The sequence below is a fragment of the Desertimonas flava genome (assembly GCF_003426815.1).
In the GTDB taxonomy this organism is placed as follows: Bacteria; Actinomycetota; Acidimicrobiia; order Acidimicrobiales; family Ilumatobacteraceae; genus Desertimonas; species Desertimonas flava.
Window position 1 is genome coordinate 34,247 of record NZ_QKYK01000005.1, and the last position, 21,959, is coordinate 56,205.

The window sequence follows — 21,959 nt, forward strand, 5'->3', positions numbered from 1 at the left end:
GAGTCGATTGATCACGGCGTCCGGAATCCCTCACTCGGAGTCACCGACCGTGCGGTGACCGTGATGGACATCCCCGACAGGAGCCCCGGCGCGGTGCCCGACACCTCGACGACCGTGGCGTCGGCACCACGTGAGACCGACACCGAGACGTCGCGCAGGCCCGCCGCCGTCAGCTGCTGGACGGCCATCGCCTGGGCCTCGCCGGAGCTCGAGCCGTAGAGCGCGACGGCCGCCGACGCCCGGTCGGCGGCGGCCGAGGCCACTTGCCGATCGTTCTGCCAGAACACCGCTTGGACGAACATGAACACGCACGCGGCGAACAGCGGGAACAGCACGATCGTCGCCGCGACCCCGCGCTCGTCGCGCAGCAGGGCGCGATGAGTCGTGAGGCCGGCTGCGAGGCCGTTGCCGGGATCGCCGCTCGCCATCATCGTGGGTCCTGCGCCGTCCGCTCAGGGGCTCGGCGTCGGGATGGCGTTGGCGCCGTCCTGCATCTTGTTCCAGATGATCACGCCGACGGCGGCGGCGCCCACCACGGCGGCGCCGATCAGGATGATCTGTTCCGCCGTGGCCGCCCCGCGGTCGTCCTCGCGGACCCGCCGCAGCAGGCGTGACGCTCGCGCCTCGAGATAGTGGCGGGTGATCGTGAACTGGCTCATGTCGATGCTCCTGTGGCGCTTGGGGAACTGGTCGTGACTGGGTCTGCGTGGCGTGCCGGGCTGAACGGCCGGGAGAGGCGTGGAGGGTGGGGATGAACCGATCGACCTGCCGATCGTCACGGACCTCCCACCGTGATGTTGGTGACGAGCGGGTAGATCATGAAGAGGATGAAGCCCATGCCGAGCAGGACGAGCGGGGCGAACATCGCCTGGGACTGACGACGCGCCGTCGTCTCGGCCGCGGCCAGCGAGGCGGTGCGCAGCGCCCTCGCCTTGGCGGTGAGGCTCTTGCGGACGGCTGCACCCGACTCGCCGGCCAACGATCCGGCAGCGGCGATCTCGCGCAGCTCCATCACGCCCATCCGCTCGCCCAACTCGTCGAGCGCGGTCCACACCGCCTCGCCGGAGAGCCGGGCCTGCCACGTGGCGTTGCGCAGCTCATCGAACGCCGGTCCCCGACCGGCGTTCGCCGCCAGTTCCATCGCCGACTCGGGTCCTTCCTGGGCGGCGAGAAGGAGCACGAGAACGTCCAGATAGGCGCCGAGGGCATGACGGAAGTCCCGCCTCGCGGCGGCCGCTTCGGATCGCAGGAGAGCCCGCGGGAGGACGAATCCGGTCGCGGCGCCGGCCACGAGGAACCAGAGCGGGATGAGTGGGGGAAGCGGCGAGCCCGCCGCCGTGGCGATGGTCCACAGGACCGGACCAGCGAACGCCCCGCCGATGGCGCCGAGTACGCACACTCCGGCGTGGAGTTCGACCGGGCGATGCAGGATCGCCAGATCGGCGGTCGTGCGCGGATCGTCGAACATGCCACCGCGGGCCCGCTTGACGACCCACCGTCCGAGCCGCCCGGCGATCGAGTCGTCGACGGCACCGTCGAGCCCGACGAGCCGCCTCGGCTGCCCGGGAGCGTTGAGTCGGGCGAGGGCCGACGAGAGCGACCGCGGGGCCGGCCACACGGCATCGACGAGCAGCCACAGCCCGGCGGCGAACGCCACGGCGACGACCATCACCAGCAGCATCAGGAGTCTCCCCCACCCACGCTGTCGGGCTCGAAGGTCAAGAACCGCGCCGGGCGCTCGTAGCGCGTCAGTCGCGACAGCCACCAGCCGCCGCCACCGAAGAACCCGGCGACGAGCAGCAGGACCAGCTGGCCGGTGGCGTCGTCGTAGGCGTCGAGGAACTCCGTGTCCCGGCCGAACAGAAGGATCGCCACGACGACGATGACGCTGAAGCCGATCACGAACCGCGCTTCGCTGCGGTGGCCGGCCCGCTCGGCATCGACGCGGAGCCGCATCGCCGCCCGGTCGCGAATGGTCGACGCCAACTCGGACAGCAGCTCGCTCGTCCGCGACGACCGCTTCGTCGCCTCCAGCAGCACGGTCGCCACGAGATCGCCCGACGGATCGTCCACGTCGTCGGCGAACTGCGCGATCGCCGTCGCCGGTCGCTGGCGGGCGAGGCGCGACGAGAGCGCCGTCACCTGCGGCCGCAACGCCGCGGGGCACGTTCGAACCGTCGCCGAGATCGTGCCGACGATGCCCTGGTCGGCGGCGAGAAGATCGCGGAGCTGTTCACACCACGACGCCAGCGCCTCGATGCGCTCCTGCTCGGCCGCGGGGCGCAGACGCGGGTGGCGGGCGGCCCGCACGGCTGCGTAGGCGCCGATGCCGGAAGCCACTCCCGCGACGATCCAGCCGGTGCCGGCGATGGCGATCGATCCGGCGACGACGCCCAGAGCGAGCGGCACCAGCGCCTCGCGCCACGCTCCGTCCGCAGCCACGGGCGCCGCCCGACCCGGAGAGTACGACGACCAGATGACCAGGACGCCGACCGCAGCGGCGCCGGCGAGCACTCCGACGACAAGGGCCATCGTCACGACCGCCGATCCCCGTGGGGTGGGCCGTAGCCCGAACCGTTGACGGGAACGGTGGGCGAGCGGGGGACCCATCCCTGCGTGTGCCAATCCCAGCCCGAGCGAGCCAGCCGCTCACGGCGGGCGGACGACAGGGCATGCACCGGCTCGAGCTCTCCACTGGCGCCGATCCCCCACAGCTCGGTGGTGGCGACCCGACCCTGCTCCAGCCCGGTCACCTCGACGATCGAAGTACACGAGCGGTGCAGCCGACCGGCAGTCGACTCGTCACCGGAGAGGTGGACGATGATCGGCGAGGCCTCGGCGAGTCCGTAGTTGATCGCTTCCACCGGAACGGGCGGGACCGACCCGAGCCCGTACTGCTCGAAGCGCCGGACCGCACCGCGCGCCGAACGGGCGTGGATGGTGCACCCCGAACCACGGGTCGATCCGGAGAAGACGTCGAGGACCGGGCCCACCTCGTCGCCGAGCACTTCGCCGACGATCACCCGCGTCGGGTTGAGTCGGCGGGTGGCCCGACGGATGAGATCGGCGACGGTCACCTCGCCCTCACCCTCGGCCGACGGCGGCCGGCTGTACAGGGCCACGACGTTCGGCAACCGGCTGCCGTTGTGCAAGCCGAGCTCGGTGATGAAGGCCTCGACAGTGATGACCCGCTGGTGGGGAGCGATGGCGTCGAAGCACACGGCGCGGAGGAAGGTGGTCTTGCCCGCATTGTGATCGCCGGCGACGATGAGGTTCTCGCCGGCCCGGAAGGCGGCGACGATGAACTCGGCCGCCGCCGCCGGCAGCACGCCGAGCCGGACGAGGTCGTTCGTCGTCACGTCGAGGTGCCGATGGCGCCGGATGCACAGCGTCGGCTGCGTCGAGATGCCGCTGCCGGCGTCCCCGCCGAACACGGCGAACAGGCGGGACCCGTCGGGGAGCTGGAGGTCGAGCTGCGGGTGACGGGCGTCGAACTCGGCCTCGTTGTGCCCGAGCCGGCGGGCGGCCCGACGGATGAGATCGACGAGTTCGTCCTGGTCGGAGGCGATCGGTGTCCAGCGCACCTTCTCCCCACCGACGAACGTGACCCAGACGTTGTCGGGACCGTTGACGTCGATGTTCTCGACGTCGGGGTGTCCCCACAACGTGTCGAGTTCGCCGAGCCCGTAGACGTGGGCGATGACGGCATCGACGACGGCTTCACGCGCCGCTTCCGAGAGCGGCGACATGCCGCGGCCGACACGGGCCCGGTTGTACTCGTCGAGCTCCCGGTGGATGGCCGTCACCGACGAGACCTTCTCGGCGTCGGTGGTGACCCGGACACCGGCCGCCGCCTGCTCCTGCACACGAGCCGCCACCGCCTTGCCGACGGTGTCGGCGATGCGGCGGACGAGGCCGCGCAGCTCGGCGGTCGGGACCTCGCCGAAGGTCGCGTCGAACGGCCGATGGGGAGACGATTCGACGATCACGGGCGGGCCTCGGGTCGTTGGAGCGGTGCCGGATCCGGGCTCGTGGTCCCGGGCACCGGCGTGGAGAAGATGCGGCTGCGCACCGGATCGACGAGGGCCACCGGACCGCCGTCCATGTCGAGGCGGTCCTCGCTCCGGTCACGGTCCGCCACCGTGGTCGCCGCGGTGACGGCGGCAGGCAGCGACGCCGCGACCTGCTCCGAGAGCGTCGCTGCCGCCCGGGCGAGCGGGCTGCGCGCGGCACGCCGGCCGAGCGTCCAGCTTCCCGCGACGACGCCGGCGCCGGCCCGGTCGTCGGGCAGCGCGCCGAACAAGGGAACTCCCAGCGCCGCCTCGATCTCTCGCGCCGGGTACGGCTCCCCACCGACGAGCACGACGCCCACGCGAGGGCAGGCGCCACGGAGGGTGTCGAGCGCCTCGAGGGCTCGGTCGACGATGGCGACCGTCGCCGGCGCCGACTGCGCGGACTGCCGTACGAGCAGGACGGTGAGTTGGGCGCGCGACGCCCACACCGGCGCCGATTCGCCGACCCGACCGCAGTCGGCGAAGGCGATCACATCAGGCATCGACGTGAGCAGGCCGGCGAAACCTCGAGCCGCCTCGGCGATCGTCGTTCGAGCCTCGGTGCCGCGGGCCGGGGCGACGAGCACCTGGAGACCCGACGGCAGCGCCTGCGCATGGTGGAGCAGACCCGTCCAGGACCGGTCCGACGCGGCAACCGCGGTGACCCACCCCGGAGCGATCCCGAGCTGCGCCCACGCTGCGATGTCACCACCCGACGGATCGCACTCGGCGACGATCACGGCGGTGTTCGCCGGGGCCATGGCGCCCAGCAGCACCGACGTCGTGGTCGTTCCCGACGAACCCGCCGGCGTGCACAGCGCGACGATGCTCATCCGCCACCGCCTCCTGGTGGTGGCGGGGCGGTCGGCTGGGCGCCCACCGCCGCAGCGGTGGTCGACGGTGCTGGTTCGCCTGCGCCGTCGCCCGGCTCGACGACGTCCGTCGCGGCGTCGGAGTCGGCGGCCGAGTTCCCGGCATCGCCGGCCGGGTCGGTCGTCGCCGTCGCACCGGGGAACGGGGCCGCAGGGTCGAGCACGCCGACGGACACGGCGCCAGCCGAACCGACCACGGCGACGAGGTCGGCCGGCACCTCCACGGACAGGGCGACCATGCCGCCGCTGCCGCTCGCACCCGACACGACGTCGGCGAGGTTCCTCGGCACGGCCGCAACCGTCGCCTCGACGAGCACGGGGACGGTCGACGTCCCGGTCGCCTCCGGGAGGACGACGAGCACGATGCGTGACTGCTCGCGCAACCCGACCGGCACCTGTCCCGCCGGCACCTCGACCGACATCAACACCCGGTCGGGATCGACGAGTGGACGCGGCTGCACGCTCTCGTCGACGAGCAGGGCTCCTGCGGCGAGGCGAACCCTGGCGTACTGCCCGACGATCTCGTCGCGCCGTTCGGCGGCGATGGTCGGGATGTCGTCGTCGGACGAGATCGCCACGACCCGCAGGTCAGCCGACGTGATCTGCTCGCCGGCGAGTACGTTGCGCGCGACGGCGAGCACCTCGGTCTTGTCGCCCAGCGAGGTGTACAACGCCAGCGCGGCCACGACCGCCGCCACGACGAGGAACGCCCCGACGAGCGCCCGCATCGGCCGATGCGGGCGCATTCGCAGCCCCGTCCCGCGAGCCTTCGCCAACACCGCCGCCGGAGATCCCGGAGTCGGCGCGACGGCGGCTCCGGCACCCGTGGAACCGATCCGTGCCGCCGCCATCGTCGAGCTGCCGCCTCCCGGTGACTCCGCGCGCCTGGCCGCTCGTTCCCTCCTCAGCACGCCGCGCTCCGATCGTTCGGGCCGCGGCGCGCCCGGAGGTCCGCGAGCGGACTGCTCGCCGCAGCGGCAGGCGCCGGCGCGCCAGCCACTGTGACTCGAGGACGGGATGGATCGGTTGTCATGATCGGACCGCGCCGGGGTGAGCCGTCAGCGGTAGGCGTTCTGGAAGAGCTCGGGAGCGAGGATGGCGGCGGCGATCGCCATGGCGTAGCCGAGGGCGAGCATCGGGCCGAGGCGGACGTGACGAGCTCGGCGGGCCGCGGCGACGAGGACGGCGACGACGAATCCGACCATCACCATCACGAGGGCGGCGAGGGGCGCCACGTACCCGATCGCCAGGCCGCAGACGGCGAGGAGCTTCCAATCGCCGCCCCCGACCAGCCGCGGCGCGACGAGCCAGACGAGGAACAGGAACGGGGCGCCGCTGAGTACGAGCCCGGCGAGCAGGTCGGCCCCCAGCGGGCTCATCCGGCGGTCGTCGAGCGTGCCGACGAAGCCCCAGCCGCATCCGACGACGACGAGCGCAGCGAGCACGAGGCCGTTGGGGATCCGCCCCGTGCGGTGGTCGGCGACGGCCGCGGCGACGGTGATGCCACCGACGGTGGCGAGGGGCAGCGCCACGGCACCACCGGTGACGAGCCACGCGAGCCCGCCGGCGAGCACGGCAGCGGAGAGGACTGCCGTGACAACGCCGACGTCGCCGAGGCCGAGCGGCAGTTCCAGGCGGAGGGCGGCCGTGCTCGGGTCGAGCGGATAGGCGGACACTGACGGAGCGGACGCCGGACCACTGGGCGGGTGGATGCCGCTCATCGGATCCCGTCCCGCGGCGTGTGAGGAAGGGCCCCAAGCACCTCGGTTTCCACCGGTAGTTCGGCCATATCCTCACCCAAGGGATCCCCACCCCGAACTTCGACCGCGACAATAGCCCATGGGAACGCGCCGTCTGCCGAGTGGCTCCGGGCGGCGGCGACGGGGACTCGGCGTCGTGTCACACTCACCCGGAGCGTCACCGGAACGGCGAAACGGAAAAGAAAATCCGCCGATGTCGCGGCACACTGCTGGCTCCGGAAGCGGCCTCCCGGACGATCGAGGCCGCGGCGGTCTCGGACCACACGAATCGGATCGGTGCTGATCGGGCGATTCGGCGTCACCCGCCTCACCAAAACCGAAGGACCACCGTGACCATCGCTCCCCCGGCGACGCCCGCGTCCGGCGTCGCGGCCTCCCCGATCACCCTGACCATCTCGCGCGCCGCGCTCGTCGCCATCGGCGTCTACGTCGGCGTCCAGGTCATCTCGCAGGTGACCAGCCTCAAGATCGGGGTCGTCTTCGGCCGCGCCGTCGACATGGGGACGTTCCTCTATCCCATCACGTTCACGCTGCGCGACGTCGTGCACAAGGTGGCCGGCCGATCGGCGGCTCGCACGATGATCGCCACCAGCGCCGGCGTCAACGTGCTGCTCGCCGCCTACCTCGCCTGGACCGTCACCGTGGAGAGCGACGCCGACTGGGGACTCGGCGCCGCCTACGAGGCTGTGCTCGGACCGGTGTGGCGCATCGTCATCGCCTCGCTGCTGGCGATGATCGTCAGCGAGCTGATCGACACCGAGGTGTACCACTGGTGGGTCACCCGCATCACCCGCCGTCACCAATGGGCCCGTGTGCTCGTCTCCAACGCCATCAGCGTGCCCGTCGACAACGCCATCTTCGCCGTCGGCGCCTTCGCCTCGCTCCCCCTGCTGCGCGCCAACGCTCTCGGCTGGGGCACCGTCTGGGACATCTTCCTCGTCAACCTCGTCATCAAGGGACTCGTCAGCGTCGCCTCGATCCCGCTCATCTACACCGTCCGCGACCGCCGCACCGACGACCACCCCGTGCCGCCCGCCCCGTGAGGCACGCCTACGACCCATCCGAGTGTGGACTGCCCGGCAGTCGGGCATTCCACACTCGGGCGCGGTTCAACACTCGGATGGGTGGGGGCTGAGCCGCGCCGACCTTTGTAGGGGAACCCCGCTACCCCCGTTCCCGCCCTCTCCTTACGTTGGCCACGAACACAACAACCGTCGCGTTCCCACCGAATCCGGGGCGCGATCCAACACAAGGAGGCCCCACGTGGGAACCGCAACCCCGACCATCGTCGGCAGCCCGATCGAAAATCCGATCGACGGTCCGATCGATGGCATCCCCAACCTGCCGGTGCACACCATCCTCGACGACATCGCCGATGCGGTGGAGGACTACCTGTCGACCTACGTCACCGTCTCGTTCGTCGACGTCTCACCCGACGCCGGCACGTCGATCAACACCAACGAGGAGGTCGACTTCAAGCTGCAGATCTTCAACCGCGGTCCGCTCACGATGAAGGACGTCAAGCTCCGCATCATCTCCAAGAGCGGCGCCAAGGTGAAGGGCGCCGGCGCGGCCGACGTCTTCGACGGCGAGGCGTTCGCCAACACGATCGCCACGGTCGGTGGCCACGAGAACAAGACGACCGAGACCCTCCACCTCAAGGCTCCGGCCAGCACCAAGCCCGCCGGCACCGACCTCGTCGAGGCCTACGTCGACGAGTGGGATGCGCTGTGGACCTACACGCTGAACAAGTCGAGCGGTGCGTCCGACGAGGCGCTCGGCGTGTACGAGGCGCAGGTCCACCCGCAGTAGCCCGCACGGACAACCCCGGCGCTCACCGGACCGCCCGGTGGCTACCGTGGGCCGATGGCCGCGGAGCACCCGGGCGCGCCGGTTGCGACCGCTCCACCGGGCCGCGAACGGGAGGCGGCGCGGCTCGACGAGCTGGTCCAGTCGGCGGCACGAGGACCCCGGTTCGTCGCGATCCGCGGCGAGGCGGGCATCGGCAAGACCGTGATGTGGCGGTGGGCCCTCGACCGTCTGCGCCGGACCGGCAACCGGGTGCTCGTCACCCTGTGCTCCGAGGAGGAGAGCCAGGGCGCGATGGTCGGGCTCATCGACCTCTTCGAGGACCAGCCCGTCGATCAGCGCGTGCTGCTGCCCGACGTCGACCGCCTCGAACGCGGCCATCTCGTGCTCGAGGCGCTGCGGACGTTGTCGGCCGACAGGCCGACGGTCGTGGCCATCGACGACGTCCCGTGGCTCGACCCGGTGTCCGCGGCCGCCTTGCGGTACGCCTTCCGCCGGCTCGACCACGACCCGGTCACCGTGCTCGTGACCGAGCGAACCGAGCCTGACGCCGAGGCAGCGAGCACGACGATTCCCTCCGACCGGTCCGAGCACCTCGTGCTCGGACCGGTCTCGCGCCGAGCGACGCGGCACATCGTGTCCTCGACGATCGGCGCGTTGCCGCGCCCTGCGCTGCAGCGGGTGCACGAGTTGTCGGGGGGCAATCCGATGTACGCCATCGAGCTGGCGCGCGCCGTGCACCGCTTCGACGACCCGCTCGTGGCGTCCGTGCCGCCGACGCTCCGCGACGCCGTGTCCGCCCGCATCGGCGCCGTGTCGCCCGCGGTTCGGTCCGTCCTGCGCGTCGCCGCCGCCCTCGGTCCGAGCGACGCAGCCACCATCGCCGGCGTGGCCGGCATCGCCGACGCCGCGGCGACCATCGCCGACGCCGTCGGCCAGGGCCTCCTCGTCGTCGGCCCCGACGGAATCGTGCGGTTCGATCATCCGTTGGTGTCGGCGTCGGTGCTCGCGGCGATGAATCCGGTCGATCGCCAGGAGCTGCACGGGCGCCTGGCGGACGTGGTGACCGACCCCGACGCGCGCGCCCGTCACCTCGTCCACTCGTGCGCCGAACCCGATGCCGACGTCGCCGCCGAGCTGGAGGGAGCGGCCGGGCGGGCGGCGCGGCGAGGCGCGTCGGCGCTGGCCGCCGATCTCGCCGCCCACGCCGTCCGCGTCACCCCGCTGAGCGACGAGCGGTCACGCGTGCGCCGCAGCACGGCGGCCATCCGCCACCGCGCCGCGGCCGGCGACACCGTGCGGGCGTTGAGCGAGACCGATGCCCTGGTCGCCTCGCTGCCGCCGGGGCGAGCTCGGGCCGAGGTGATCGCGATGCGGGTCGGCATCGACTACGCCGATGCCGACCGCTATCTCGAGCAGGCACTGGACGAGGCCGGCGACGACGATCTCCTGCGCGGACGTGTCCTCGAGATGCGGGCGTGGATGGCCACGATGCACCGGTCACAGCCGACCGAGGGACTCGCCGACGGCGAACAGGCCCTGGCGCTCGCCCGGTCGATCGGCGACCGGACCGTCGAGATGCTCGCGTCGAGCACCGTGGCGATGGCCAGCTCGATGCTCGGCCGGCCGCGGCCCGAGTTGATGGAGCACGCCATCGCCCTCGACACCCCGCCTGGCGACGCCCGCCTCGGGCACACACCGGCCATCGTGAAGGGCCGGGTCTGCCTCTGGTCCGGGCGCCTCGGCGAGGCCCGCGCCATCTTCGAGCAGCTGGCGAGCGCCTACGTCAGCGCCGGCCTCGAGTTCCAACGCCCGTACCGGCTCTTCGACCTCGCCCTCCTCGAACTGGCGGCCGGCGATGTCACCCGCGCCGCCGAACTGGCCGACGACGGGATCGAGGCCGCCGGCGACGGGGGCAACGAGCAGGCCACGGCGTGGCTGGCCTACCCCGCCGGACTCGCTGCGGCGCACCTCGGCGACACCGACCGCGCCGAACGCTGGGCGGGCCTGCTCCGGACGCGCGGGATGCTGGACGACGGACACTCCCGCCTGGTGATGGCCGATCACGTCCTCGGCATGGCGGCGATGGCCGCCGGCCGCCCGTCGCACGCCGCGGCCGAGATGCGCACGGGCGTCGACCGCTTCCGGTCCGCCGGTGTGCTGCTCCCCGCCATGGTGCCGATCGTGAGCGACTTCGCCGAGGCCGTGGCGTTGTCGGGCGACGTGCGGGCCTGCGCCCACGTGGCCGACGAGATGGAACGCCGCGCCGCCGCCGTGGACGAACCGTGGGTCACCGCCGCTGCGGTCCGAGGGCGCGGGCTGGCCGCCTTCGCCGCCGGCGACGCCGATGCCGTCCCCCGGCTCGGCGAGGCGGCGGCGATCTTCGACGAGCTCGGCTACCGGCTCGACGCCGCCCGGGCGCTTCTCCTCCAGGCCAAGGCCCTCCGGCGCGCTGGCCTGCGCAGGCGATCGGCGGATGCGCTGGCCGACGCCCAGGCTCGGTTTCGCGCGCTCGGCACGGAACCATGGGAGGCCCAGACCGAGGCCGAGATCCGGCGCGTCGCTCCCACCCGCGAGACCACCGATCTGACTCCCACCGAATCTCGGGTCGTCGCCCTCGTCGCGGCCGGACGACGCAACCGCGAGATCGCCGGCGAGCTGAACATCTCGGTGGCCACCGTGGAAGCCCACCTCACCCGCATCTACCGCAAGCTGCAGGTGCGCTCGCGCACCGAGCTCGTCACGGTCGTGCGCTGAGACGGGCCGGCCGGTGCCGACCCGGCCCGGCCGCGATTTCCGCGCCACGCCGGCGCGGCGTCCGGTACGGTCGATGCGTGACCGTGTCGCGCTCGAGCGCTCCGGTCGACGCTCCCCTGGTCGGACGCGACCCGGAACTCGATCGGATCGACCAGACGGTCCGCTCCATCGCGGAGGGGACCCGCTTCCTGGTGATCCGGGGTGAGGCCGGCATCGGCAAGACGAGGTTGTGGGCCGAGGCCGTCGACCGCCACCGTCGCGCGGGACACCGCTGCCTGGTCACGCGGTGCTCGGAGGAGGAGTCGCGTGGCCCGCTCGTCGGTCTCGCCGAGCTGTTCGGTGACACCGATGCCGGCGCCGGGGTCCTCGCCCCCGACATCGACCGGTTCGAGCGCGGGCGGGCCGTCCTCGCCACCCTCCGCCGGCTCTGCCGCGAGTCGCCGGTCGTCGTGGCGATCGACGACGTGAACTGGCTCGATCCGGTGTCGGCTCCGGCGCTCCGTTCGGCGTTGCGCCGGCTCGACGCCGAGCCGGTCCTCGTGCTCGCCACCGAACGTTCCGATGCGTCGACGCCGCCCGACGACCGGACCCTCCCGGCCGACCGGCGTGACGAGATCTTCCTCGGCCCGCTCCCGCTCGACGCGACCCGCGTCGTCGCCACGTCGGTCGTCGACGTCATCCCCCGCCCGACGGTGGCGCGGATCCATGCCCTGTCCGGCGGCAACCCGCTCTACGCGGCCGAGCTCGCCCGCCACGCCCACCGCTTCGGCGACTCGCTCGAGACCTCCCTTCCGGCGACCCTCGCGGGCGCGCTCACCAACCGGCTGTCGGCCGTCTCCGACGAGGTCCTCGACGTGGTCCATGTCGTCGCCGCGCTCGGCCCGAGCAGCGCCGGGCTCATCGCTCGCGCCGTCCCCGGCGACGCACCCGCCCTGATCGCGAGGGCGGTGGAAAGCGGGCTGCTCACCGTCGGTGAGGACCTGTTGGTGCGGGTGAGCCACCCGCTCCTCGCGTCGTCGGCCCTCGCCGCGCTCGACCCCGAGCAGCGGCGCATGCTGCACGGCCGCCTCGCGGGCGCGGTCCTCGATCCCGACGCCCGGGCCCGCCACGTGGCCCTCTCGTGCGTCGAGCCCGACCGCGCGGCCGCCGCCGAACTGCAGGAGGCGGCGACGCGCGCCGCTCGACGCGGTGCCGTCGCCGTGGCCGCCGATCTGGCGTGGCACAGCGTCCGGGTCACGCCGCCCGACGACGTCGAGGCGCGGATCCGGCGCGTGTTCGCGGCGATCGCCCACCGGGCCGCGGCGGGCGAGAAGGCGACGGCCTTGATCGAGGGCGACCGCCTCGTGGCCATGCTGCCGCCGGGACCGATCCGCGCCGAGGCCATCGCCCTGCGCGTGGGCATCGACTTCGACGGCGGTGACGAGTACCTCGCCCAGGCGCTCGTCGAGGCGGGCGACGACGAGCCGCTGCGGGGCCGCATCCTCGAGCTGCGCGGCTGGCTCGACGTGGTGCACCGCGCCGAGCTGGAGAAGGGCATGGACCAGGCGAGCGAAGCGCTCGCCATCGCCACGCGGCTCGGCGACGTCACGCTCGAGATGCTCGCCGCCGGGACGGTGGCGGCGGCCGGGCTCCTCCTCGGCCGGCCGCGCGACGACCTGATGGACCGGGCGCTCGAACTGGCCAGGCGCGCCGAGACCGGCGCGGGCCAGCGACTGGGGCGGGGTCCGGTGAGCACCTACGGACGCCACTGCCTGTGGTGCGGACGACTCGACGAGGCCCGCACGATCCTCGTCGACCTGCACCGGGCGAGCGTCGAGGCCGGTCTGGAGTTCAGCCGGCCCTACCGCATCTTGGATCTGGCCGCCCTCGAGATCGCCTCGGGCAACCTCGCGGCGGCCGCCGAGCTGGCCGACGAAGGCGTCGAGGCGGCCGCCGACGCCGGCAACGCGCAGGCCGTCGCCTGGCTCGGGTATCCGGTCGGGATCGTCCAGTCGCACCTCGGCGACGCACCCCGGGCGCGCGACGCCGCCAACCTGCTGCGGGCCCGGGCTGCCCAGCAGGACGGGCGCAGCCGTCTCGTCATGGCCCACCACGTCCTCGGCGTCCTCGCCCTGGCGTCGGGCGCACCCAGCGTGGCCCTCACCGCCCTGGCGCCGGCCCTGAGGATGATGCGGGAGATCGGCGTGCGACTCCCCTCGGTGGTCCCGGTGCTCCCCGACGCCATCGAGGCCGTGGCCCTCGCCGGCGACCGCGGCCTTGCTGGCCAGCTGTCGGCCGAGCTCGACGAACTGGCGAGCGACCTGCACCAACCGTGGATCGACGCCGCAGCCATACGCGGGCGCGGGATGGCCGCCCTCGTCGGGCGGGCCGACGCCGCCGGGCCACTCGCGGATGCCGCCCGTCGATTCGACGAGCTCGGGTATCGGGTCGACGCCGCCCGCACGCTGCTCCAGCTGGGCCGAGCGCTGCGGCGGTCCGGCCGGCGCAACGCCGCCGCCGACACCCTCGCCGACGCCCGCCGGCGGTTCGCCGGCATGGGGGCCGAGCCATGGGTCATGCAGGCCGACGCCGAGCTCGAGCGGGTCGCTCCCGGCCGTGAGCGCGCCGAGCTCACCCCGACCGAGGCGAGGATCGCCACGATGGTGGCGGCCGGCCTCCGCAACCGCGAGATCGCCGCCCAGCTCTACGTGAGCGTCGCCACCGTCGAGGCCCACCTCACACGCATGTACCGCAAGCTGGGCGTTCGGTCCCGGACGGAGCTGGCGACGGTCGCCGTGCAGCCGTCGTGACCACGCGCTGACGCGGTCGTCTCAGGGCTGGCGTCGACCGGCGCCCACCGCCCGTGAAGACGTGTAGGGATATCCCGCTACCGCTTCCGGCGACTCGGCGCGTGAGTGGTGGCATGACGCGATTCCTCATGGCGGCGCAGGTCGCCAAGTCGTTCTCGGTCGGCACGGCGCCCGGCGCGCCGGCGACCGCCCGCCGGACGCCGCCGTCCCACGGCCGGATGCGCGCGGCCCTCGGGCGACTCGCCCATCGCGACGTGCCGGCCGTCCCCACCGTGCCCGAGCTCGACGCGCCCCAGGTTGTGCCGGCGGCGCGGACCCTGCGCCGTGAGGTGGTCGGCTCGGGCGAGCGCGTGCCCACGCTCTCGGGCCGGCGCATGCCATACGTCAACCTCGACAACGCCGCCACGACGCCGGCCATGCACGTGGCCATCGCCGCCATCTCGGAGGCGCTGCCCCACTACGGGAGCGTCCACCGCGGGGCCGGCTACAACGCCCGCCGCTCGACTGACGCATTCGAGGAGTCGCGTGCGGCGATCGCCCGTTTCGTCGGTGCCGATCCCGAACGCGACACGGTCGTGTTCACGAAGAACACCACCGAGGCCGTCAACACCTTGGCCGGATCGATGCCCGTCGCCGACGGCGACGTCGTGCTCACGACGATCCTCGAGCACCACTCGAACGACCTGCCGTGGCGCACGCGCGTGCCGACCCGGCACATCGGCGCCGGTTGCGACGGTCGCCTCGATCTCGACGATCTCGACCGGCGCCTCGCCGAGTTCGCCGGCCGCGTCGCCCTGCTCGTGGTGTCGGGCGCGTCCAACGTCACCGGCGTCGTGCCCCCGATCCACGAGATCGCCCGCCGGGTGCACGCCGCCGGCGGCCGGGTGCTCGTCGACGCCGCCCAGCTCGCGCCGCACCGACCGATCGACATGCGTCCCCACGACGACCCCGAACATCTCGATTTCGTGGCGCTGTCGGCCCACAAGCTCTACGCCCCGTTCGGCAGCGGCGCCATCGTCGGCGACCGTCGCGCCTTCGGCGCCGCGCCCGGGCATCCGGGCGGCGGGACGGTCGACGCCGTGACGCTCGACGAGATCGTCTGGACCGGTCTGCCCCACCGTGAGGAGGCGGGAACGCCGAACCTGGCTGGGGCCGTGGCGTTCGCCGCAGCGGCGACCCGGTTGGGCGAGCTCGGCTGGGACTCGCTCGTCGAGCACGAACGGCGCTTGCACGAGCGGCTGCTCGCCGGGCTGGCGCGGATCCCGGCCGTGCGGGTCTACGGCCCGAAGGATCCCGCCACCACCATTGGCGTCGTCCCGTTCACCGTCGGCGGCATGCCGCACGGGCTGGTCGCGGCGATCCTCGGCTTCGAGCACGGCATCGGCGTGCGCAGCGGCTGCTTCTGCGCCCAGCCATACGTCGCCCATCTGCTCGGCATCGACCGAGCCGGGTCACGGGCACAGGTGGCGCAGATACGCGCCGGCCGCTTCGCCGACCGACCGGGCTTCGTGCGGGCGAGCCTCGGCCTGCACAACGACGAGTCGGACGTCGACCGGTTGCTGGAGGCCCTCGACGCGATCGTCGCCGGCGACGTGGCCGGCACGTATCGGGTGGACGGCCACGGCGACTACCGACCCTGACCGCGGCACCCATCCGAGTGTGGAATGCCCGAGAGGCGGGCATTCCACACTCCGGCGCGGTTCAACACTCGGGTGGGTCGGGCTGGGGCGGGTCAGCGACGGCGTTTGGCGAGGTAGGCCTTGTAGCGCTCGGCCGACTCGCGCAGGGCCGGGTTCTCGGCGAAGACCGGCTCCAGCTTCTTCCACGCCTCCTCGCGCTTGGCGGGGAGGTACTCCGTCGGCCAGTAGCCCTCGTGCGGCCGGTACTCCTTGAGCACGCGCCGGGCGACGGTCGCCTTGTGCACTTCGTCAGCGCCGTCGGCGAGACCCATCGTCGGCGCCGATGCGTACATCGCCTGCAACGGCGTGAGATCGGTCGTGCCCAACGAGCCGTGGATGTGCAGAGCGTTGAACGAGATCTCCCGCAACACCTTGGCCATCGTGAACTTCACGGCCGCGATGTCGGTGCGCGTCTCCTGGCCAGACGTCTGATCCATCCGCCACGCCGTCTCCAACACGTAGAGACGCAGCATCTTCAACGAGGCGTACGACTCGGCGATCTTCTCCTGCACCATCTGGTGCTCACCGATGATCTTGCCGTGCGACTCGCGGCTCAACGCCCGCTCGCACATCATGTCGAAGGCCAGCTTGCACTGGGCGATCGTCCGCATCGCGTGATGGATGCGCCCGCCGCCGAGACGGCGCTGGGCCAACACCTTGGCGCCGTCCTCGGGCCCGAGCAGGTGGTCGAGCGGCACGCGGACGTCGCGGTAGATGATGTGGTTGTGGTTGCGCGGCTCGGGCATGATCTCCACGCCCGGCGTCTCACGCGGCACCACGAACATGCCGTTCGTGCACATCACGAACAAGATGTCGGCCACCCGGCCGGCGCTCGTGAACCACTTCTCGCCGTTGATCACCCACTCGCCGCCATCACGCACCGCGTGCGTCTTGAACAGGTTGGGATCGGACCCGCCCTGCGGCTCGGTCATCGAGTACGCCGAGAACATCTCCTGGGCGAGCAGCGGCTCGAGCCAGCGCTTCTTCTGCTCCTCGGTGCCGTAGGCGGCGAGCATCTCCATGTTCCCCGTGTCCGGTGCCGCCGCGCCGAACAGCTGCGGAGCCGACGAGTAGCGGCCGATCACCTCGTTCAACAGTCCCAGCTTGAGCTGCCCGAACCCCGGTCCGCCGAGCTCCTCGTCGAGGAAGATCGCCCACAATCCCTGGTCCTTGATCTCCTGCTGCAGGCTGCGGGCGTACTCCTTCACCACCGGATCCGGCGAACGCACCGCGTACGGCAACACGTAATCCAGCGGCTCGACCTTCTCCTTGCAGAACTGGGCGACCCAGTCGAGCTTCGCCTGAAATTCAGGTTCGGTGGAGAAATCCCAAGCCATTGCGGCCTCCGTCGTGCGTGGGTGTCCGGTCTCAGCGTCCGGCGCAGTCGTCCAAGTAGCGACCAGCGACCCTAAGCGCCGACGTCCGCGCTTTCACTACCGGAGCCCGGCGGTCGCGGAGTGGTACCCGTCGGCATCCCCGACCGACTGCTGTGCCAGCTCAGGCCGTGGAGTCTGGCTTGTCGTCGCGGCCGAGCAGCCGGTAGAGCTCAGGCAGGGCCTCGTGGTCCTTGTCGCGGTCGGCGTACTCCTTCGACGCCACGATGTCGTCGAGTCCGGCGACCACGACGGTGATGCCGCCGGCGTACTGGTGAGCAGTGGCTCGGTCGACGAGCTGCTCGTAGACGAGCCGTTGACCGCTCCGGTCGGGCATGTCCTGAAGCACATCGAGCGGGCCGGCGTCCGTCATCCAGTTCGAGATCTGGTCGCGGCGGAAGAACTCGGGTGACGGCAAGTGGCTGGTGAGCTTGACGCTCTCGGCATCGCTGAGGCCGTTCACCCGCAAGCGAGCATGCAGTTCGCGCATCGCGCCAGCGAGACGCATCGTGTTGTGCTCGTCGAAGCGGGGCAGGCAGTCGAGGTCCTTGGTGAGTCGCGTCGCCCCGTGGAGGCGGGCCCCCATTCCGCCCACCAACAGATAGTCGACGTCGTGGCGGGCAAGCGTCTCGACCAGGCGATCGGGGTCGAACGGCGGCCCGTCGTCGGGCTCGATGTCAGCGTCTGCCCGGGTCACGCTCGCGGTCCGCGTCGATGCGTCGGCGTCGGGCCAGTTCGGCGTCGAACTCGGCGACGAACGCCCGGACCTTCTCCGCAGAGTCGAGCCGGCGGCCGTCACGGAGGATCGTGACGTCGTCGGCGGTCGGCTCCGTCCCCCCGCGCACGGCGTCCGAGAACCGCTCTCGGTGCACGACGACCTTCGTCATGGCCTCAGTCTACGAGCGTGGTCACGAGCGGAGGATCGTTACGATGGAGGCGGCGGCCGGCTCATGCCAGTGCCGGTTCGTGGAAGGTGAGCGAGCCGTCGGCGGTGTCGATGGTGGCGACGGCGCCGAGGGGGACGGTCGGCGCGTCGGGGCCGTGGCCGAAGCCGACACCGCCGAGGATCGGCACGCCGCGATCACCGAGGATGTCGGCGACGACCGGCTCGGCGATCTCGCAGCCGACCCAGGACCCGAGGGCGATGCCGGCGACGCCGTCGAACCAGCCGGCTCGGCGCAGGTGGGTCAGGTAGGAGTCGAGGCGGTACGCCTTCTCGTCGATGTCCTCGAGCAGCACGATGGCGCCGCGCGCCGCCGGCAGCGTCGGCGTCGCCACCGACGTGGTGATCAGCGAGACGCAGCCACCGGTCGTGACGCCCGTCGCCGTGCCGTCGACGATGGCGTGCGCATCGGGCCCGCCCAACCGCTGCACAGTCTCCGGCTCGAACAACGTGGCTCGGAGATGGTCCTGCATCGCGGTCGAGTCGACGAACTCGCGCGTCCCGGGCATCGGGCCGTGCAGCGTGACGACGCCGAGCCGCGAGGCCACCGCCTGGTGCAGCACCGTCACGTCGCTGTAGCCCACGAGCACCTTCGGCGCGGCGTCGCGCAGCGTGTCCCAGTCGACGAGATCGACCATCCGGTGGGCGCCGTACCCGCCGCGCGCACAGACGACCGCCCGAACCTCGGGGTCGGCCCACGCCGCCGTGAAGTCGTCGGCGCGTGCGGCATCCGTGCCGGCGAGATAGCCCAACGAGGGATGTGTGTCGAGCACGTGGGGCATCACGCGCACCTGCACTCCCCACGCCTCGAGCACCGCGACACCGGCCTCGAGCGTGTCCGGTGGCACTGGCCCCGACGGCGCGACGACGGCCACCACGTCGCCGTCGCGCAACCGCGGAGGACGGACTCCCGGGGCGAACGGGACCGGATCGTGAGACGTCATCGACTCCATCGTGACCGCTGCCCGACCCTCCGGCACGCATCCCCGAGCCGGCGGCGGCCGTTCACCCGGCGTTCACAGGGCCCGTCCGACGACCCTTCCGACAGGGGCTAGGTTCGGGCCACTCGAGGTGGTGTCCAGGGTCTCCAGATCCGAGGGCGCGCGCCAGGGTCACGAGACGACGAGAGGAGATGTCGATGACGACGAGACGGATGGCGGTGGCGACAGCCACCACCGTGGCCATGGCAGTGACGGTCGGGACCGTCGCCGGCGGAGTCGGGGCCAGCGATGCGCAGAGTTCCGGCGAGCCGGTCACCGTGCACCTCACGCTCAGTCAGAACGTCGACACGCTCCTGCCGATGGACACGAACTTCGACGACAACATCGCTGTGCTCGACGTCGTGTACGACGGTCTCGTCCGCTACGACCCCGAGACCACCGAGCCCTACCCGTACGTCGCCGAGTCGATCGAGACCACCGACAACCAGGTGTGGACGATCACGATCCGGCCCGACCTGACGTTCCAGAACGGCGAGCCGGTGGACGCCAGCGCCTTCGCACGGGCGTGGAACTACGCCGCCTACGGCCCCAACGCGATGGGGAACAACTACTTCTTCGAGCGCATCGAGGGCTACGACGCGATGCAGGGCGAGTACGAGGAGGACGACGACGGCAACGTCACCGTCACCGTCGAGCCGGAGGCCACCGAGCTGTCGGGCCTCAACATCGCGGACGACCTCACGCTCGAGGTCACGCTCACGGCGCCGTTCGCCGGCTTCTCCACGATGCTCGGCTACACCGGGTTCTTCCCGATCGCCCAGGCGTGCGTGGACGACATCGAGGCGTGTGCCGTCCAGCCGATCGGCAACGGGCCGTTCCAGGTCGACGAGTGGGAGCAGGGCGTGAGCCTCACGGCCAGCAAGTGGGCCGACTACACCCTCGACGAGGCGCCCGCGTTCGACGTGGTCGAGTGGACCGAGTACGCCGGCACCGACGACTGGCCCGACTTCCTGTCCGGCGCGATCGACGCGTCGGCCCCACCGCCCAGCGAGCTGGCGGCCGCCGAGGCCGACCCCGACCTGCAGTCCCGGTACGTCGAGCGCCCCGGCGCCGCCCTCACCTACCTCGGCTTCCCGTTGTACCTCGGGGCGCCCTGGGACGACATCGAGTTCCGCAAGGCGATCTCGATGGCGATCGATCGTGACAACATCCTCACCGCGCTCCTGCCCGGCCAGTACCTGCCGGCCGACTCGTGGGTGGTGCCCGGAGCGGTGCCCGGCGGCGAGGCCGGCACGTGCGAGTGGTGCACCTACGACCCAGAGGCGGCCGTCGCCGCCCTCGAGGCGGCAGGTGGCTGGCCGGAGGGCGAGACGCTCGTGCTCAGCCTCGGTCAGGACTCGACGCAGGAGCAGATCTTCAAGGCGATCGGCGACTCGATCCAGGCCACCCTCGGCATCCCCTACGAGCTCAACGCCACGCCCGACTTCTCGGCCAACCGCCGCGAGCGGGCGTTCGTCGGCCCGTTCCGGAACAACTGGTTCCCGGACTACCCGCTGAACGAGAACTACCTCGCCCCGGTGTACGCCTCGGGCAACGCCGAGGAGGGCAACACCAACTTCGGCTACTACAACGCCGACTTCGAGGCCGCCATTGCCGAAGGCGACGGCGCGGCGACGCTCGACGAAGCGGTGGCCGCCTACCAGGAGGCCGAGGCGATCCTCGCCGCCGACTTCCCGACGGCGCCTCTCTACTACTCGGTGAGCTCGGTGTACTACAGCGAGCGGCTGTCGAACGTGGTGCTCGACCCCTTCAGCGGCCGCGTCAAGCTGCGCCTGCTCGAGGTCGCCGCCTGACGGCCCAACCCACCCGAGTGTCGAAGCGCACCCGAGTGTCGGGCGTCCCCCTTCGGGACACCCGGCACTCGGGTGACCCCGTCGAGCGATCCTGACATGGGCAGGTACATCGCGAGGCGATGTCTCCAGGCGGTGGTGACGCTGTTCCTGGTGGTGCTCGCCCTGCATCTGCTCACCACGCTCGCCATCCAGCTCAACGGCAACCCGGCTCTGGCGTTCTTCGGCGACCGGCAGCCGAGCGCGGCGCAGCTGGCGGCCGTCGAGAAGCGTTACGGCCTCGACAACCCGTGCTACGACCAGCCGGGCAATCCGTGCCTCGGTCCGTTCCTCGATCGCATCGCCGACTACGCCCGCCTCGACTTCGGCACCAACCTGCGCGGCCGCGACGTGACCGACATCGTGTTCACGGCGGCGCCCAACACGCTGCGTCTGTTCTGCATCGTCACGGTGACGTGGCTGACGCTCGGCATGGTCCTCGGATCGATCGCCGCCCGGTGGCGGGGCAAGGCCGCCGATCACGGCATCCGCCTCACCAGCGTCCTGATCGACGCCCTGCCGGTGTTCGTGCTCCTGCTCGTGTACCGCTACGTGTTCTCGGTCCCGCTGTCGAAGTGGGCCGCGAGGAACTTCGGCGCCGAAAGCCTGCCGGCCCTGTGGTTCCGCCCGTCGTTCGACGCCGATCACCCGTGGGCCACGCTCCTGATCCCCGGCATCCTGCTCGGCCTCGCCGGCTCGGCGGCCTTCGTCCGCCTCGTCCGGGCCAGCCAGCTGGAGAGCTACAGCAGCGAACATGTGCGCACCGCACGCGCCAAAGGACTGCCCGAGCGGCACGTCGTCACCCACCACGTGGTACGCAACTCGTCGGTGCCCGTGGTGACCGCCGTCGGCCTGACGTTCGCCGATGCCCTCGGCGGTGCGGTGATCACCGAGGGGATGATGAACATCTACGGCATGGGTGGCGTGCTGTGGGAGGCGGTGCGGGCGTCCGACGTCTCGCTCGTGGTGGGCGTGGTGACGATCCTCGCCATCGTCACCGTCGTCGTGATGATCGTCGTCGACGTCGCCTACGCCGCCCTCGATCCGAGGATCCGCTACGAATGATGTCGACCGCCTCCGCATCGCTCGCTGCGC

19 protein-coding genes are annotated in these 21,959 nt (G+C 71.9%); 7 read left to right on the forward strand and 12 right to left on the reverse strand.

The window, feature by feature from the left end; all coding sequences use genetic code 11:
• Positions 1–11: 11 nt before the first annotated feature.
• The 8 genes from DN771_RS08095 to DN771_RS08130 all read right to left on the reverse strand — a co-directional run bounded on the left by DN771_RS08095 (position 12) and on the right by DN771_RS08130 (position 6,600).
• The gene (locus DN771_RS08095) at positions 12–431 is read right to left on the reverse strand and encodes a hypothetical protein (protein ID WP_162941697.1); all 420 of its coding nucleotides are present in this window, start codon (positions 429–431) and stop codon (positions 12–14) included.
• Between the two features lie 21 nt (positions 432–452).
• Positions 453–659 (reverse strand): hypothetical protein, encoded by a 207-nt coding sequence (locus DN771_RS08100; protein WP_116996859.1) that lies wholly within the window; start codon positions 657–659, stop codon positions 453–455.
• 116 nt (positions 660–775) lie between these two features.
• Positions 776–1,681, reverse strand: a complete 906-nt coding sequence (locus tag DN771_RS08105; RefSeq protein WP_116996860.1) for a type II secretion system F family protein — start codon at positions 1,679–1,681, stop codon at positions 776–778.
• Entirely contained in the window at positions 1,681–2,532 is an 852-nt protein-coding gene (locus DN771_RS08110) for a type II secretion system F family protein (protein ID WP_227462293.1), read from the reverse strand. Before DN771_RS08110 ends, DN771_RS08105 begins: the two co-directional genes overlap by 1 nt.
• A gap of 2 nt (positions 2,533–2,534) precedes the next feature.
• Positions 2,535–3,989 (reverse strand): TadA family conjugal transfer-associated ATPase, encoded by a 1,455-nt coding sequence (locus tag DN771_RS08115; RefSeq protein ID WP_116996862.1) that lies wholly within the window; start codon positions 3,987–3,989, stop codon positions 2,535–2,537.
• On the reverse strand, positions 3,986–4,885 hold the full coding sequence (locus DN771_RS08120) for a CpaE/TadZ family protein (protein ID WP_116996863.1): 900 nt from the start codon (positions 4,883–4,885) through the stop codon (positions 3,986–3,988). Before DN771_RS08120 ends, DN771_RS08115 begins: the two co-directional genes overlap by 4 nt.
• The gene (locus DN771_RS08125) at positions 4,882–5,670 is read right to left on the reverse strand and encodes an SAF domain-containing protein (RefSeq protein WP_162941699.1); all 789 of its coding nucleotides are present in this window, start codon (positions 5,668–5,670) and stop codon (positions 4,882–4,884) included. Before DN771_RS08125 ends, DN771_RS08120 begins: the two co-directional genes overlap by 4 nt.
• Before the next feature lie 312 nt (positions 5,671–5,982).
• Complete coding sequence (locus DN771_RS08130; protein WP_162941700.1) at positions 5,983–6,600, reverse strand: prepilin peptidase; 618 nt, start codon at positions 6,598–6,600, stop codon at positions 5,983–5,985.
• A 413-nt stretch (positions 6,601–7,013) separates the two neighbouring features.
• Between DN771_RS08130 and DN771_RS08135 the strand changes: the two genes are divergently transcribed.
• The 5 genes from DN771_RS08135 to DN771_RS08155 all read left to right on the forward strand — a co-directional run bounded on the left by DN771_RS08135 (position 7,014) and on the right by DN771_RS08155 (position 15,679).
• Positions 7,014–7,727 (forward strand): queuosine precursor transporter, encoded by a 714-nt coding sequence (locus DN771_RS08135; protein ID WP_116996866.1) that lies wholly within the window; start codon positions 7,014–7,016, stop codon positions 7,725–7,727.
• Positions 7,728–7,947: 220 nt separating this feature from the next.
• Positions 7,948–8,496: a hypothetical protein gene (locus DN771_RS08140; protein WP_116996867.1), complete on the forward strand. Its 549-nt coding sequence runs from the start codon at positions 7,948–7,950 to the stop codon at positions 8,494–8,496.
• A 54-nt stretch (positions 8,497–8,550) separates the two neighbouring features.
• Positions 8,551–11,250: a LuxR C-terminal-related transcriptional regulator gene (locus tag DN771_RS08145; RefSeq protein ID WP_116996868.1), complete on the forward strand. Its 2,700-nt coding sequence runs from the start codon at positions 8,551–8,553 to the stop codon at positions 11,248–11,250.
• Between the two features lie 77 nt (positions 11,251–11,327).
• Positions 11,328–14,039 carry an AAA family ATPase gene (locus tag DN771_RS08150; RefSeq protein WP_162941701.1) on the forward strand — a complete coding sequence of 904 codons (2,712 nt, stop codon included), beginning with the start codon at positions 11,328–11,330 and terminating at the stop codon, positions 14,037–14,039.
• Between the two features lie 113 nt (positions 14,040–14,152).
• Positions 14,153–15,679, forward strand: a complete 1,527-nt coding sequence (locus DN771_RS08155) for an aminotransferase class V-fold PLP-dependent enzyme (protein ID WP_116996870.1) — start codon at positions 14,153–14,155, stop codon at positions 15,677–15,679.
• Between the two features lie 92 nt (positions 15,680–15,771).
• Here the strand turns inward: DN771_RS08155 and DN771_RS08160 are convergent, their stop codons facing one another.
• From DN771_RS08160 to DN771_RS08175, 4 genes are all read right to left on the reverse strand, one after another.
• Positions 15,772–17,055, reverse strand: coding sequence for an acyl-CoA dehydrogenase family protein (locus DN771_RS08160; protein ID WP_116996871.1), 1,284 nt, complete (start codon positions 17,053–17,055; stop codon positions 15,772–15,774).
• A gap of 160 nt (positions 17,056–17,215) precedes the next feature.
• Positions 17,216–17,788 (reverse strand): hypothetical protein, encoded by a 573-nt coding sequence (locus tag DN771_RS08165; RefSeq protein ID WP_116996872.1) that lies wholly within the window; start codon positions 17,786–17,788, stop codon positions 17,216–17,218.
• Positions 17,769–17,978, reverse strand: coding sequence for a hypothetical protein (locus tag DN771_RS08170; protein WP_116996873.1), 210 nt, complete (start codon positions 17,976–17,978; stop codon positions 17,769–17,771). The genes DN771_RS08165 and DN771_RS08170 overlap by 20 nt, the downstream gene beginning before the upstream one ends.
• Positions 17,979–18,039: 61 nt before the next feature.
• Positions 18,040–18,987 carry a S66 peptidase family protein gene (locus tag DN771_RS08175; RefSeq protein WP_420810922.1) on the reverse strand — a complete coding sequence of 316 codons (948 nt, stop codon included), beginning with the start codon at positions 18,985–18,987 and terminating at the stop codon, positions 18,040–18,042.
• A gap of 185 nt (positions 18,988–19,172) precedes the next feature.
• Here DN771_RS08175 and DN771_RS08180 point away from each other — a divergent pair, with 185 nt between their 5' ends.
• The gene (locus tag DN771_RS08180) at positions 19,173–20,828 is read left to right on the forward strand and encodes a peptide ABC transporter substrate-binding protein (protein ID WP_162941702.1); all 1,656 of its coding nucleotides are present in this window, start codon (positions 19,173–19,175) and stop codon (positions 20,826–20,828) included.
• A gap of 96 nt (positions 20,829–20,924) precedes the next feature.
• Positions 20,925–21,929, forward strand: a complete 1,005-nt coding sequence (locus tag DN771_RS08185) for an ABC transporter permease (protein ID WP_116996876.1) — start codon at positions 20,925–20,927, stop codon at positions 21,927–21,929.
• Positions 21,930–21,959 lie beyond the last annotated feature (30 nt).